Below are 14,639 nucleotides of genomic sequence, written 5' to 3'. Positions count from 1 at the left end.
GGTAAGGATATACCGTGCGTCCAATGTCATGGGTGCAGCTACGCAGTGTGCAGATCAGCAATTGCACGCTGCGTGTTCCTCTTCAGGATACGGCGCGCTGTAGCGAGTCGACGATACCTGCCTGTTGTTCCGTTGTCAGCCCCATCCACAGTGGCAAGCGAATCAAGCACTCCGACAGGGTGTCTGTATTTGTCATCGCGCCATGTTGTCGGCCGTAGCGCAGTCCTGCCGGTGAGGAATGCAGCGGTACGTAATGGAACACCGGGTGGATATTGTCGTGTTTAAGTTTATCTAGCGTGCGTTGGCGATCGATGCCGGGAGCAAGCAAGACATAGTACATGTGTGCATTGTGTGTGCAATCTGCCGGAATGATCGGGCGGCGTACTGCGCCTGTCGATTCAAGCCCTTCGAGCGCTTGGTGATAGTGGTTCCAGCTGTCCAGGCGATTTTGTGTAATCGACTGTGCCTCTTCCAGCTGGGCCCAAAGAAAAGCGGCGGTCAATTCACCTGGCAGGTAGGAAGAACCGACTTCCTGCCAAGTGTACTTGTCCACTTCACCTCTGAAGAAACGGCTGCGGTCCGTACCTTTCTCCCGAATAACCTCGGCGCGTAATGACAGTGTCGGGTCGTTAACCAATAGCGCACCCCCTTCGCCGGATATCACGTTCTTGGTTTCATGGAAGCTATATGCGCCCAGATCACCAATACTGCCCAAGGCTCTTCCTTTATAGGAGGCCATGACCCCCTGCGCAGCATCCTCAACCACGCGGAGACCGTGCCGGCGGGCGATCTCCATAATCGTGTCCATTTCGCATGCGACGCCAGCGTAGTGAACCGGAACGATTGCCTTGGTGCGAGGTGTAATCGCAGCCTCAATCAAGCGTTCGTCCAGATTCAGTGTGTCTTTTCTGATATCGACAAACACCGGTACTCCACCGCGCAATACAAAAGCGTTGGCAGTGGAGACGAAGGTGTAAGAGGGCATGATGATCTCATCCCCAGGTTCAATATTCAGCAATAGGGCTGACATTTCCAGAGCAGCAGTACAAGAGTGCGTCAACAGTGCCTTTTCGCTGGCGGTGTACTGTTCAAGCCACTGATGGCAACGTCGAGTGAAGGGGCCGTCACCAGCAAGCTTATTAACGAACTTTGCTTCTGCAATATAGTAAAGTTCCTTTCCCGTCATGAAAGGGCGATTGAAGGGGATTTTAACGTCGCTCACTGTAGGTCTCCAGATTATTGTTTTTTGGCTAACAGCAAGAGTGAGCCGCCGAGAGGAAAGGTGATACCTACCTTCAAAAGGTCAAACTCTATCTTCATAACGAATTCAAGGAGCCGATTGGTCCGGTCAGAAATATCGAACTCGCTGTTTACTTGCGCATTTTTTTGACCGGGGCGCTGTCGTGCCAGCCACATCAAGGAGACGAGCAGGGTGACAAAGGATGTGACGTATTGAACCTCAAGGCCGGCGCGGCCAACCTTGTCGACAAGCTCGCGTCGAGTGTAGCGGCGCACATGACAGGCGCGTTCATCCGCCGCGGACCACAGCCACCGGTGCTGGGGAACGGTCAGCAATAGATGACCATCCTTATGCAGTGCACGGGAAAGGTTCGCCAGTACCTGTTCATCTTCATTGATATGTTCGATGACATCAAAAGCGCCAATTACATCAAATCGCTCTGCATCGTTCATGGCGCGCGCGTCCAGCTTTTCAAAGCTTGCGCCGGGCACGCGTCGACGTGCGTGCATCTGGCCTTCTTCGAAAAACTCGGTGCCGGAGAGTGTCGTTTCGGGAAATTCCTGGTGAGTCCCTTCCAGCACAAAGCCGGTACCACAACCAATCTCCAGGAAATTCCGGATTTTGCCGATGCGAGATTTCAGCACCCAAATGATCACGCGGTTACGGGCGCGAAACCACCAGTGGCGTGCCTCTGCCAGGGCAAGCACCTCAAAGGCGGACTTGGGGAGCGGGGTGCGATCTGGGGGCATCAATCTGGCTCTCTGTTTTAGTTTCTGTCCTTCTGGCGATTTTCCCGAATAGTATCCCACAAGTAAATAAAGCCACCGCAAGTGGCAGGGATCAGGGCCATTAGAATGTAGTTTGCCAGGGAGGCGCCTACAGCTATATTGGCTGGTACGTCTAGTAGACCATAAAAATAAACAAAAAAACCTTCGCGTACCCCAAGTCCGCCCACTGTTATTGGAACCATGGTCAGGATGGCGATGACTGGATAGAGAGCAAAGTGCTGAATGAAGGGGATGTCATAGCCATAGGCACGAAATACCAAATACACTACCGATATCAGGGATATTTGATAGCAGCAGATAAAAAGCAGGGATGACGTGAGCGCCTGCCGGTAGGGGAAGTTTATCGTGCTGGCATGAAGCTTTTGAATATACATCAGCAATAGAGCAAGTAACGAGTTTTTGACGGTGCGGTGGCTATAAAGTGCATGGATTTTTTTGCTGGTCAATATAATTTGGGTCACTACGGCTATGCTGCTAACGGCACCGACGGTCATGATGAGCAGCGTGTAGTTGTCTGATGCAGGTAAGAAGGGCAAGGCAAAAAGGGTAAAGGTACATAACACCAATAGTCCAATCATGCGCTCAATAATTACCGTACTGCCTGCGGTACCCCGCTTTTTCGGGTGGCGTCGTTCGATGTGAAGCATACGAAAGGCATCCGCACCCTGTGTTGAGGGTAAAATCAAACCTTGAAATTGAGAGATCAGATTTATTTTCCAGAGGTTTGTTAACGCTTCGTCAATCGAATTGAGCCGCAGGAACACTTGCCAGCGGTTGGCAGAAAAAAAAGAACTCAAAGTGATTGGGATAATAGCAGCCAGCGCAAGGTAGTGCCATGCTGTAATGTCGCTGATTAATGCCGTTAGTTTAAGGTCAAATGTGTGTATGAGAAATGCACAGATAAAAAACGCGATCAACAATTTCAAAAACGTTAAAGGCATGCAGGGTGCTCAACGTAGGAGGGTGAGGCTAACGCTTTGTAGATAATAGGTTGGCGAACCCTGTCACGGTCGAGAACGGCATGAGGGAGAGTGAACATATTGTCTGCCTCCCCTACATGACAAGGGATGTCGGTTATTGCAGTTTTGATTTTATGTAAGCGGCCAGGTCATTGATGGTTTTAAGGTCTTCAATATCCTCGTCAGGTATCTCGATGACGTAGTGATCCTGGATAGACAGAATGATATTGAACATGCCGAGAGAGTCAACACCCTGGTCGCTCAGGCTAATATTGTCGCGTAGCGTTGAGGCATCTGCTACAACATCAGCCTGGGAAATGATGTTGATAAGTTGTTCTTTTGTCTGGGGCATGGTTAGTAATTCATCGTATAGGTGTTGAAGTTACCCCGGCCGGTACGTTTGTACTGCGGGAGGGAAGCTTGGTGGCATTGCTGGCAGTTGACGAGGTTGTCTGCAGGCTACTGAGCTGAGCGGTGGTCATGTTGCCACACTCCATGCAACAGAGGGGGGCTGCTCTGTTGCCTGCTTCAAAAAGATGTAGCACATTAGCAGCTGTCGAGAGAGGCGTGTAGTGTTGATCGTCGAGCCATAAACCTCGCTGAACCGGCACCTCGCCTTACTGCAAGGTTCGTGTGCAGCGGTAGGCTACTCGACTTTGAGGGCGCTGAAGTAGAGCATGCCGATATGTTCTGCATTGAGCTCAATGCGACTACGGGTCAATCGAGTGCCCAGCGTCTGCTCAAGTGTCAGCCCTACCCCGCTCAAGTCAGAACACGGCGGCCACTTCGGGCTTTCCCAGCGACAGAAAACCCACTGGCTGCCACTGGGTATGCTCAATTCCTTGAGATGCAGTGCCTTGTTCATGGATACCAGCACTTCGATCGGAGAGAAGTCATCTGGCATGGTCGTCAGGCTCACTGACCGATGGGCGGGTGTGAAAACACATTGTTTTTCAACCAGCGACTCGTTGTAAGCACGTCGTGTATCGGCGCAACCTTCGCCTTGAATCAATTTGCCTTCATGATCAATACCGTCGAGTTGAAAGGTGAAGGTAGCGACAGCCTCACCCGGCAATGATCGAGGGGTTGCTCTCGGCCACCAGTGACAGGTGAGTAGATGTCTGGTCATTCTACTGATTCTGAAGTCCAGCTTTTCGATCCTTGCGTGCGGCGCGTGGCGAGTGATGGCCTGCATCGTGGCATTGAGCATGTCGGACCCGTGTATGTAGGTTCGTTCGCCCTTGAATCCCAGTGATAGCTCGATGAAGTGCGTCACTTTTGTTTCCTGAGGTGAGCTGTCATGTTAGCCCTGTGATTGATTGCGAAGTTTCCAGAAACGACGCTGTTTGGCGCGATGTCGCCGATGACAACCGAGCCCATTTTTATTTGTACTGCGTCGCCAATCACAAGGCCCTGTGCGATGGAGCAAGAGGCACCGACCCATGCTCCGGCCCCCAGGCGTGTGCGTCCTGCAACAACGGTGTTGCCAGAAATTACCGAGTTCTTGCCAATCACGGCGCCATGACCAACATTGGTCATGATGCCGATCTGGCAATTTTCTCTGATGGTTGTCGGCTGCTGGAACAAGGACCTGGCGATTACAGCGCCGGCAAGTATCTGGCAACCCGATTCAATGCGTACACCGCCCTGATGTTTGATCACCATCAGCGTGCCGTTGTCGTTGCGTAGCGTGATCAAGCCCTCGGCGCCTACCACTGCATTTGAACCGATGTAGACATTGTCCCCGATCTCGACAGGGCCTTCGATCACCACATTTGCTGAAATTTCGACATTGTTACCCAGTGTGGCCCGTGGCGAGATAACCGCGCTGGGGTGCAGCGTGCAATTTTCGCCGATGGTCGGTGTTTGCGCCGTTGCGTACTTTGCATCTTCACCCAACCGGTTGTAGAGGTGGAAAAAAGAGGTGCGTGGGTCGGCACAGAATACAATTGATTTTTCAGACGCTAATTCTTCATTTTTTAAACTTTCGGGGCACAGGACACACGCGACGTTGGGTGAGGCCAGGGCTTTTTGCAAATAGTGCAAGTTCTGACAGTAGACCAGTGCGCCTGGTGTTTGCGCATCGATTTCGTCGAGGTGTGCAAAGACCCCATCGTTCAAAATGTGTTCAGCAGGGAAATAATCCACGACGCGGTAAGCGGATGTCATCATTACTCCACATGCTCTTCAATAATGGGGAATTGACTAAGGTGGGTTGCATTTTCGACCAGTCGTCCGAGGTACTCGCCTTGCACACCCAGGGCCAGAAGGATGTTACCGGCGAGGAATGACAGCAGGATCGCCAGCGACGCCCAGCCTGGCACTACATGATCGGTCAGGAGGGTGCGCAGCAGAACATACATAGCGAAAAAAATGCTCGACGCGCTGACCAGAAAGCCCCAGATCGACACGTAGCGAAGTGGCAACAGGGAGTAATTGACGATAAGGAACGAAAGCGTTTTGAACATCTTGCCAAGGGTGTAAGTGCTCGGGCCGCCATCGGCGCGTGGCGCGTGGCGAATACTCACGTTCGCCATCATGCTGACGGGCACCGAATTAAAAAGCATCGCGGCGATATGTGGGTGTGAACCCTGATATCTGACGAGCTGTCTTGCCACCTGTTGACTCATGGCCCTGTAGCTCGAGAGGCTGAAACCGGTCGGTTTGCCCATGACCTTGCTAACCAGTTTCTGGTTGATGCGCGAAGCCATGTTGCGCCAGGCGCTGTGTTGTTTTTCAGCCATTGGGATCTTACCGATGACGACATGCTTGCCAGCTTGAAGTTGATCAATAAACAGTGGGAGGTCTTCGGGGAAGCACTGCAGGTCATCGTCGATTGTCACGACATAGCGTTTGCCGGCATAGCCGATGCCGCACAGCGTAGCGTGTTGTTGTCCCTTGTTCTTCGCGAAGCGAACGACTTTGACTCTGCGGTCTTGTTCGTGAAGTGCCAGAGCGGCAAGCCACGTCTGGTCCGGGCTCGCGTCATCGACAAGAATAATCTCCCAGTCGTCGCAAATCTGATCAAGAGTTGCGCGCGCACGCTCGTAAAATTGCGGGAGCGTACTTGCGCTTTTATAAACGGGTACCACCAAGCTTACTGAGACGGTTTTATTAATCACCTTGAGCCTCATCCTGATCATTCGGTTGTGCGATGACGCATGCTGCTAACGGGTCCTGCCTGGATTTTGCAGGCTCGTAGAGTTGTTGTTTGCTACTTGGCATCGCGCGCAGAGGGGGGGAGGGTATGCTATATGCCATCCGATTGGTAATCCTCAGGGAGCCGGTCACCGAACACATGAACAACATTACTGCTCATGCAAGGTGGACCATCAGGCTCTACCAGCAGCCAGGCGTCGGACAACTGTGGACAGGGCACCGAACGAAGCATGTTGATTGGTCGGTTGAAGCCGCGGATTTTAAGCTATGGGGGGAAAGGTGTCACGGTGCTGGAAACTTTGCCTCTCGTTTTCAATCTGTTCGGGGGTGTAGTGGTCTGATTACCCCCCCTGAAAAAATTTAAGCAGGCGTTTTTTCATGTCTGGTCTGGCGCTGTCGATTCAGCAACTGGCGGTGGTGGAAGAGTTGTTGGTGAATCGAGCATTGGACAATGTCGATCCACAAGGCAGTGGGTGTGAGAGATCGCCAGGTGCGCACGGTTTCTGAACCAACGCTGTCACCCCCTAAAGTTTCATGTTGTCAGGCACAACCGAGGAATAGGATGTCCGCCAAAGGTCATGTCCCCCCGCGCCTCAACCCACAGGAATCAAAAAATGATCGCAAACCTCGTCAAAGTCTCGCTGATGGCCGGTGCTTTGTTGTTGAGCGCCTGTTCGGGTGTGAACACCCACAGCGATTATTCGGTCGACTCCGTGCAACCTGCCGACTTCGGCCCGGGGCCTACCAGCAACCCCGACAAAATGAATTTCCACGGCAGCGCGCTCGGCAATAGCTTTGGCGAATACGGTTCAGGTTTGCTGCACGACGACTGATACGCGCTCCGCAATGAAGAAGGGCGCTCCTTTGGGGGCGCCCTTTTTTGTGCGAAAAAACGATCCGTTACTTGGCGTCAGGCACCGCCAGCCACTGGCGCAGAATCTTCTGGTAGTTGCCTGTCGCCTTGGCCAGGTGCAGCCATTGATCGACGTACAGCTTCCAGGTGATGTCGTCGCGGGGCAGCAGGTAGGCTTTTTCGCCGTATTGCATGTAGTGCGTGGGGTTGACCGCGCACAGGCCCGGTTTGAGCTTCTGCTGGTACAGCGCCTCCGATGCGTCGGTGATCATCACGTCGGCTTTTTTATCCAGCAGTTCCTGAAAGATGCTCACGTTGTCGTGCAGTTGCAATTGGGCCTTGGGCAGGTAGGCGTGGACGAACGCTTCGTTGGTGCCGCCAGCGGGTTCGACCAGGCGAACCGAGGGTTGGTTGATCTGTTCGACGGTCTGGTACCGCGCCTGTTCTTCGCAGCGCACCAGGGGGATTTTGCCGTCGACGTCGAGGATACTGCTGAAGAAGGCTTTTTTCTGCCGTTCCAGGGTGACCGAGATGCCGCCCATGGCGATGTCGCACTTGCCGGCGAGCATGTCGGGCATCAGGGTTTTCCAGGTGGTGGGCACCCACTCGACCTTGACGCCAAGGCTGTCGGCCAGGGCGCGGGCCATGGCGATGTCGATGCCGGAATATTCGCCGTCCTCGGCTTTGAGGGTGTAGGGCTTGTAGTCGCCGGTGGTGCAGACGCGCAGTTGTCCCTGTTGCATGACGCTGTCCAGATGCGAAGGTTCTGCCTGGGCCCCAAGGGAGAGTGCGAGCAAGCCGCCGAGCATCATTGCTCTTTTGATTTTCGTCATTGTTGTCGGGCTTTTGTGCTGGAGTGGTTTTGAAGCAGAGAGTGTAGTGAAACTTTCACTGGTGTGAAAAATCAACGCCCCTTGAAGATTGCTCATTCCACTTCCGGGCTCAACGTCCCCAACCACGCCACCAACCCCACAATCAATACCGCCGCGGCCATTTCCACCACCACACTACGCCGAAGTGCATGGGCCGCCACGCGATATTGGCCCTCCCGCAACGACCGCTCCAGCAAGGGGCCAAGATGAAAGCGGTTCAACGCCGCCAACACCAGCATCCCGGCAAACAGCAGCACTTTGATCGCCAGCAGAATTCCGTAGTGGCTGAGTAAAACCTCATCGAGTTTGGGCCCGACGATGAACAGGTAGTTCACCACGCCGGTCACGGTGATGATCACAACGACCAGCGCACCGACAAGCTCAAATCGCATGACTGCGCGAGCCAGCAACCGTATCTGTGCTTCGGTTTGCAGGGCCCTGGGTTGCGCCATCAAGGCAAACGCCAGCAACGCGCCGAGCCAGGCGCCGGCCGCCAACAGGTGCAGGATGTCCGCAGTAAAGTGCCAGAAACGGCGACTGCCTTCGTCCATGGCGCCATGCCCGCTCCAGGCCAAACTGGCGAGGGTGATGCCGCCTGCAACGGAGGCGATCACCAGGCTGATACCGGGTGCGCGTGGGTTGAGCATCAACGCCAATCCCGCGACCGCAAATGCAATCATCCGCACGGCCCAGGCCAACCCGACATCTGTCTCGAACAGCATCATTTCGAGGTGAGGGCGCAACTCGGTAACGTCTGATTCGCCGCTCATGGCGCGGACCATCAGCACCATGCCGGCGACGGACAGCAGGGCGCCGAGTCCGGCTGTTGCCGTCAACAATCGGCGAAAGGGCAGCACCGTCCCGGATAACCGTTCCTGTCCCTTGAAGCTGTAGAGCCCGAACAGCGCCACGCCAAACAACAGCATCAAATCCACATACAACACAAACCGCAGCACGACGTTGGCCGAGTCGCTCATCGATCATTTCACTTTGAAGGTGACGTTACCGGTAATCGGGTGGGTGTCCGAGGACACCGCGCGCCATTCGACCTTGTAGGTGCCGGCAGTCAGGGGTGTTGTCGGGGTGATGAACATGCTCTTCGGGTCACTGCCGCCGCTGACTTTGGCCTTGACCGGCATCGGGGCGTGGGCCATGCCGGCCATTTCGGTCATCAGCAGTTTGGCGCCGGAAAACTGGGTGACGAGGTTTTCGGAAAAGTGCAGTTCGATCTTGTCGGGTGGCGCACCTTCTGTGCCTTCCGTTGGGGTGGAGGCGAGCAGTTTGGGGTGTGCTGGAGCGAGGGTGCTAACAAGCAGGCCGCTGAGCAACGCGATTGCGACGGCGGTGGGTTTGATGATGCGCATGCAAGGTCCTTTACCGCTCGAGGCGGTTGTTGTTGGTTTTGGGTGAGTCTGTTCAGAACCACATCCGAATACCGAGCACGAGGCGGGTTTCGCTGCGGTCCTCGCCTTCGTCGTTGGCATAGTCGGCGGTGTTGCCGTAGGTGCGGTTCCAGGTCACGCCGAGGTAGGGCGCGAATTCCCGGCGGATTTCATAGCGCAGGCGCAAACCCGCCTCGGTGTTGGACAGCCCTGCGCCGATGCCCCGTTGCGGATCGTTTTTGCCGTAGGCATTGAGTTCGACGGTCGGCTGCAGGATCAGCCGATTGGTCAGCAGGATGTCGTAGTCGCCCTCCAGCCGCACGGCGCTCTGGCCGCCTTCGCCGATGAAGGCCGTGGCTTCGGCTTCGAAGTTGTACAGCGCCATGCCCTGCACGCCGAACGCGGCCCAGGTTTGCGGGGCGCCGGGTTTGAAGTCCTGGCGCACGCCGCTGACGACGTCCCACCACGGGGAAATGGCGTGGCCCCACAGGGCCTGGATTTCCGCGTCCTCGGTCACGCCGTTGGTGCGCTCGCCTTCGGAGCGCAGCCACAGGCGATCGATGTCGCCGCCGACCCAGCCGGACAAATCCCAGGCCAGGGTGCTGCCGTCATCGGCGTCCTGCCATTCCAGTTTGTCGGCGAGGAAGAATGAATTGAGCGTGCTGTCATGTACGTGGTGACCGGCGGGATCGGCATACACCGCCGCGCGATCGGCATCGGTCAGCACCGGGATCGGCGTGCGGCTTTCGCTAGGCGCGGCGGGCTGCATCTGGCCGTCGTCCATGCCTTGCATCTGACCTTCGACCATGCCTTGCATTTGGCCGTGGTCCATCTGGCTGTGATCCATGCCTTGCATGTCATCGCTGGCGGCCATCGCCGTCGAGGTCGCGAGTGCGAAAAAAAACGGGGTGAATCGAATCATGGGGTGCGCCTCATTCTTCCACGCGAACTTCACGGAACATGCCCATTTCCATGTGGTACAGGAGATGGCAGTGATAGGCCCAACGGCCGAGCGCATCGGCCGTGACCCGATAGCTGCGCCGGGAGCCGGGTGGCATGTCGATGGTGTGTTTGCGCACCATGAACTGGCCGTTCTCGTCTTCGAGGTCGCTCCACATTCCGTGCAGGTGGATGGGGTGCATCATCATCGTGTCGTTGACCAGGACGATTCGCAGCCGCTCGCCGTACTTGAGGCGCAGGGGCTCGGCATCAGAGAACTTCACGCCGTTGAACGACCAGGCGAATTTTTCCATGTGACCGGTCAGGTGCAACTCGATGGTGCGGCCAGGCTCGCGGCCGTCCGGGTCTTCGAAGGTGCTGCGCAGGTCGGAATAGGTGAGCACGCGACGACCGTTGTTGCGCAGGCCCATGCCGGGGTCGTCGAGTTTCGGTGAGGTGGACATGGCTTGCATGTCCACCAGCGGGTTGTCGGTTTCCGAGGCCGGGTGGGACTGCATACCGGGCATGTCGCCCATGGCCATGTTGCTGTGATCCATGCCCGCCATGCTGCCGTGGTCCATGCCGCCCATGCCCATGTCATCCATGGTCACCAAGGGGCGCGGGTCCAGTGGCGGCAGCGGCGCAACCTGTCCCGCTTTCACCGCCAGGGTGCCCCGTGCGTATCCGGTGCGATCCATCGCCTGGGCGAACAGGGTGTAGGCCGCTTCGGTCGGCTCGACGATAACGTCGAAGGTTTCGGCCACGGCGATGCGAAACTCGTCGACGCTCACCGGTTTGACGTGCAGGCCATCGGCGGCGACCACGGTCATTTTCAGGCCGGGGATGCGCACGTCGAAGTAGGTCATGGCCGAGCCGTTGATGAAGCGCAGCCGCAGCTTTTCCCCCGGGCGGAACACTCCGGTCCAGTTCGAATCCGGCGCCTGGCCGTTCAACAGGTAGGTGTAAGTGGCGCCGCCGACGTCCGCCAGGTCGGTGGGGTTCATCTTCATCTCGGCCCACATCTTTCGATCGGCGACGGTCGGCCCCCAGCCTTTTTCGCTGACGTCGTGGATGAAGTCGCCCACGGTGCGTTTGTTGAAGTTGTAGTAATCGGACTGTTTTTTCAGGGTCTTCATCAGGCCGACCGGGTCTTCGTCGGTCCAGTCGCTGAGCATCACCACGTAGTCGCGGTCGTACTGGAAGGGTTCCGGGTCTTTGGCGTCGATCACCAGCGGGCCGTAGACGCCAGATTGCTCCTGAAACCCCGAATGGCTGTGATACCAGTAGGTACCGTTCTGGCGCACGGTGAACTGGTAGACGTACATGCCGCCGGGCTCGATGCCCTTGAAGCTCAGCCCCGGCACGCCGTCCATGTTGGCCGGCAGCAAGATGCCGTGCCAGTGAATGGAGGTGCTGTCCTTGAGTCTGTTGCGCACCCGCAGCGTCACCGTATCGCCTTCACGCCAGCGCAGCATTGGGCCGGGGATGCCACCGTTGATGGTCATCGCGGTGCGCGGGCTGCCGCTGTAGTTGACCGGGGATTCGCCGATGAACAGCTCGAAATCATTACCGGCCAACACCTGGGGTTCGCCGGGGCTGCTGATCGCCCAGACCGGCGTGCGCCATAACCCGAGGCCGCCGCAGAGCCCGCCGATGGCCAGGCCTTTGACGAAGGTGCGTCTTGAAGTGTGGGAGTGCATGCCGTGTGTTCCGCCCGTCAGCCTGTTGAACTTGTCGACGAGGCTAGCGGGCGGTGCCTTTCAGCAGGCTGAGGCGGGGATTACAGTTTTGACAGGTTGGGCGTCGCTTTCTGGCTTGAAGTGGACTTTTCCCTTGAGGCCACGGTGTCGCCGCCGCAGTTGATGTAGGAAGACGACTTCAGCCAGCGTTGGTCCGGGTAGTAGGAAAACAACAACTGCCCGTCCTTCATCGAATCGATCAGCCGATGGGCAATTGCAGGCCTGACGGCCGGGCATCCCAGGCTGCGGCCGATGCGGCCATTGGCGCGGGCCAGCACCGGGCTGACATAGGGCGCGCCGTGAATGACGATGGCCCGGTCAAAGGCGTTATCGTTGAAGCCGGGCTCCAGGCCTTCCATGCGTAACGAGTAACCGTTCTGGCCGAGGTAGCTTTGCTGGGTGCGGAACAGGCCGAGGCTGGTGGCGTGGCTTTCGTTGCGGTTGGAGAACAGCGTGGCCATGTTTTCACCGCTGTTGCGGCCATGGGCGACCAGTTCGTGAAACAGCAACTTGCGCCGCTTAAGATCGAAGACCCACAGGCGTTGTTCGGTCGAGGGCAGGGAGTAGTCGATCACCGCCAGTCTTTGGGCGGGGGCAACACCTTGGGCACGGCTGCATTGGGTGGCGCGAACGGCCAGGGCAATCACTTTGGCGTCGGCGCCGGGTGCTGCTTTGACCAGCGCGTTTTCAAGCGAATCGGCGTAGGCTGACGTTACTGAAAGGCACGTCAGTAAAATGGCAAATAAAAGGCCAAAGCGGTTTAGCGCCATAGTCGGGTCTCATCATGATAATTTCGAGTCTAGCAGCGAGTGGAAAGCTAGCCGTTTGAAACGGAGGATTAAGGATTATCCATGGTGCAATTAACAAGGTCATTCGTCATAAGCCGCATGTTTTTTATGGGCTTTCTGATCAGCGGTGCGGCGTTTGGGCAAACTTCGCCGATTGAGCCGGTATCTGCGGCAAGCAGCGCAAATGATGCCGCGGCGCCCGACGACGCAGTCGGCCAAGCGATTCAGGCGACGCTAGAACCGCTGCGGTCGGCTTTTCCGCCGCTGCTCACCTCCAGGCGTCATCAGCGTGTCGATGTCAGCCGGGTGGTGCTGGATTTCTATATGCATCGCAACTATCGCGCCGCGTGGACGGACGATCGTGACGTGGCGCAATTGCTCAAGAGCCTCGAAGACACCCGTATCGACGGCCTGAATCCGGCGGATTTCCGTATCTCCGAACTGGCCCAGGCCCATGAATCGCTGGTGGCCGCCATGCCTTCCACGGCGCAACGGGCGATGTTCGACATGGCGGCCACCCGCACCTTCATCACCGCGCTGCTGCAACTGCGGCGGGGCAAGGTCGATCCGGCGCGCTTGGACATTCACTGGAATTTCGATCCGGCTGGCGGTGATGCCCGGGAGGACATGAACAACCTGTTTGCCGCCCTCGATGCCCATGACGTGGCGCGTGCATTCGCCGATGCGCCGCCTCAGGAAATGATTTACCGCAATTTGCGTGAAGGCCTGGCCCGGTTGCGCCAGGTCCGGGACGCGGGTGGCTGGCCGAAAGTCATCGAAGGTCAATCGCTCAAGCCCGGCATGGACGGGGTGGCGGTCACACAATTGCGTGCGCGTCTGGTGGTGGGCGGTTACCTGGACCCGCACCTGTCGAAAAAGGCCGGTTACGACGACAAGGTCATTGCCGCGGTGAAGAGGTATCAGACCGAGCAATACCTGGGGGCCGATGGCGTGGCGGGGGCGGCGACGCTGGCGGCACTGAACGTGCCGGTCGAGGCGCGGATCGATCAGGTGCGGGTCAACATGGAGCGCGCCCGGTGGCTGTTGTACAAGCTTCAGGGAACCTTCGTGATCGTCGATATCGCCGGCTACAAGGTGGCGATGTACCGCGACGGTCTGCCGATCTGGCATTCACGGGTGCAGGTCGGTAAACCGGTGCGCAGTACGCCAGTGTTCCAGGCCGAAATCACCTACATCACGTTCAACCCGACCTGGACCGTGCCGCCGACCATCCTCAAGCAGGACGTGATTCCGAAAGTCCAGAACGATCCGGGTTATCTGGCGGCCAACCGGATTCGCGTGCTTGACCGCGAAGGCAATGTGCTCGATCCGTCGGACGTTGACTGGAGCAATCCGCGGGGCATTCACCTGCGTCAGGATGCCGGCCCCGACAGTTCGCTGGGGCAGGTGGTGATCCGTTTCCCCAACGACTATGCGATTTACCTGCATGACACGCCGCACCGCGAGTTGTTTGCCAAAACGGTCCGGGCCACCAGTTCAGGCTGCATCCGCGTGGAAAACCCGCTGCAACTGGTCGAACTGTTGTTCAACGACCCAGTGCGCTGGAACAGCGCCGGCATTCAGAAGCAGTTGGCCAATGGCCGGACCGAGAACATCCTGCTGCCGGTGAAAGTGCCGGTGCTGTTGGCCTATTGGACCGTGGACCTGAGCAATGACGGACGGGTGACGTTTAAGCCCGACATTTATGATTACGATGCCAGGGTGCTGCAGGGCTTGAGTCAGCCTGCGAAGTTGCCAGCCCTGGACTTGCGTCGCGTAGAGATACCGCTGGTGGTGACGGGGCAGAACCAACAGCAATGACCAAACCCGGACACTGTAGGAGTGAGCCTGCTCGCGATGAGGGAGGCACATTCAGAAGTGATGTGACCGACAGTCCGCTATCGCGAGCAGGCTCGCTCC

The 14,639-nt window shown here is 57.1% G+C and carries 16 protein-coding genes; 3 read left to right on the top strand and 13 right to left on the bottom strand.

The window, feature by feature from the left end:
* Window positions 1-82: 82 nt before the first annotated feature.
* The 7 genes from rffA to KGB07_RS04670 form a co-directional block, all read right to left on the bottom strand.
* Window positions 83-1,222 (bottom strand): dTDP-4-amino-4,6-dideoxygalactose transaminase, encoded by a 1,140-nt coding sequence (gene rffA, locus KGB07_RS04700; RefSeq protein WP_080925257.1) that lies wholly within the window; start codon window positions 1,220-1,222, stop codon window positions 83-85.
* Window positions 1,223-1,236: 14 nt separating this feature from the next.
* On the bottom strand, window positions 1,237-1,989 hold the full coding sequence (locus KGB07_RS04695; RefSeq protein ID WP_046038109.1) for a class I SAM-dependent methyltransferase: 753 nt from the start codon (window positions 1,987-1,989) through the stop codon (window positions 1,237-1,239).
* Between the two features lie 17 nt (window positions 1,990-2,006).
* Window positions 2,007-2,969: a lysylphosphatidylglycerol synthase transmembrane domain-containing protein gene (locus KGB07_RS04690; RefSeq protein ID WP_046038110.1), complete on the bottom strand. Its 963-nt coding sequence runs from the start codon at window positions 2,967-2,969 to the stop codon at window positions 2,007-2,009.
* Window positions 2,970-3,102: 133 nt separating this feature from the next.
* Window positions 3,103-3,339, bottom strand: coding sequence for an acyl carrier protein (locus KGB07_RS04685; protein WP_052960539.1), 237 nt, complete (start codon window positions 3,337-3,339; stop codon window positions 3,103-3,105).
* 294 nt (window positions 3,340-3,633) lie between these two features.
* The gene (locus KGB07_RS04680; protein ID WP_223464736.1) at window positions 3,634-4,263 is read right to left on the bottom strand and encodes a hypothetical protein; all 630 of its coding nucleotides are present in this window, start codon (window positions 4,261-4,263) and stop codon (window positions 3,634-3,636) included.
* Window positions 4,260-5,159: a DapH/DapD/GlmU-related protein gene (locus KGB07_RS04675; protein ID WP_223464735.1), complete on the bottom strand. Its 900-nt coding sequence runs from the start codon at window positions 5,157-5,159 to the stop codon at window positions 4,260-4,262. Before KGB07_RS04675 ends, KGB07_RS04680 begins: the two co-directional genes overlap by 4 nt.
* Window positions 5,159-6,109, bottom strand: coding sequence for a glycosyltransferase family 2 protein (locus KGB07_RS04670; RefSeq protein WP_185754737.1), 951 nt, complete (start codon window positions 6,107-6,109; stop codon window positions 5,159-5,161). Before KGB07_RS04670 ends, KGB07_RS04675 begins: the two co-directional genes overlap by 1 nt.
* 415 nt (window positions 6,110-6,524) lie before the next feature.
* On the opposite strand from KGB07_RS04670, the gene KGB07_RS29500 reads away from it, so the two are divergent.
* Complete coding sequence (locus tag KGB07_RS29500; protein ID WP_259674424.1) at window positions 6,525-6,653, top strand: hypothetical protein; 129 nt, start codon at window positions 6,525-6,527, stop codon at window positions 6,651-6,653.
* A 107-nt stretch (window positions 6,654-6,760) separates the two neighbouring features.
* Window positions 6,761-6,979, top strand: a complete 219-nt coding sequence (locus KGB07_RS04665) for a hypothetical protein (RefSeq protein WP_223464734.1) — start codon at window positions 6,761-6,763, stop codon at window positions 6,977-6,979.
* Between the two features lie 67 nt (window positions 6,980-7,046).
* Here the strand turns inward: KGB07_RS04665 and KGB07_RS04660 are convergent, their stop codons facing one another.
* The 6 genes from KGB07_RS04660 to KGB07_RS04635 all read right to left on the bottom strand — a co-directional run bounded on the left by KGB07_RS04660 (window position 7,047) and on the right by KGB07_RS04635 (window position 12,701).
* Window positions 7,047-7,808: a transporter substrate-binding domain-containing protein gene (locus tag KGB07_RS04660; protein ID WP_404942344.1), complete on the bottom strand. Its 762-nt coding sequence runs from the start codon at window positions 7,806-7,808 to the stop codon at window positions 7,047-7,049.
* Between the two features lie 116 nt (window positions 7,809-7,924).
* Window positions 7,925-8,848 (bottom strand): copper homeostasis membrane protein CopD, encoded by a 924-nt coding sequence (gene copD, locus KGB07_RS04655; RefSeq protein ID WP_046038117.1) that lies wholly within the window; start codon window positions 8,846-8,848, stop codon window positions 7,925-7,927.
* 3 nt (window positions 8,849-8,851) lie between these two features.
* Window positions 8,852-9,235, bottom strand: coding sequence for a copper homeostasis periplasmic binding protein CopC (gene copC, locus KGB07_RS04650; protein ID WP_223464732.1), 384 nt, complete (start codon window positions 9,233-9,235; stop codon window positions 8,852-8,854).
* Between the two features lie 52 nt (window positions 9,236-9,287).
* On the bottom strand, window positions 9,288-10,175 hold the full coding sequence (locus KGB07_RS04645) for a copper resistance protein B (RefSeq protein WP_223464730.1): 888 nt from the start codon (window positions 10,173-10,175) through the stop codon (window positions 9,288-9,290).
* Window positions 10,176-10,185: 10 nt separating this feature from the next.
* Entirely contained in the window at window positions 10,186-11,892 is a 1,707-nt protein-coding gene (locus tag KGB07_RS04640) for a copper resistance system multicopper oxidase (protein ID WP_223464729.1), read from the bottom strand.
* A gap of 80 nt (window positions 11,893-11,972) precedes the next feature.
* Complete coding sequence (locus KGB07_RS04635; protein ID WP_046038125.1) at window positions 11,973-12,701, bottom strand: murein L,D-transpeptidase catalytic domain family protein; 729 nt, start codon at window positions 12,699-12,701, stop codon at window positions 11,973-11,975.
* A gap of 81 nt (window positions 12,702-12,782) precedes the next feature.
* Between KGB07_RS04635 and KGB07_RS04630 the strand changes: the two genes are divergently transcribed.
* Window positions 12,783-14,540 carry a murein L,D-transpeptidase gene (locus KGB07_RS04630; protein WP_046038127.1) on the top strand — a complete coding sequence of 586 codons (1,758 nt, stop codon included), beginning with the start codon at window positions 12,783-12,785 and terminating at the stop codon, window positions 14,538-14,540.
* The last annotated feature ends 99 nt before the right edge of the window (window positions 14,541-14,639 follow it).

It is taken from the genome of Pseudomonas sp. GL-RE-26, from assembly GCF_019956275.1.
Classification (GTDB): domain Bacteria; phylum Pseudomonadota; class Gammaproteobacteria; order Pseudomonadales; family Pseudomonadaceae; genus Aquipseudomonas; species Aquipseudomonas grandcourensis.
Note: the sequence above shows the minus strand (reverse complement) of the source record. Positions and strands in the feature narration are given on the sequence as shown.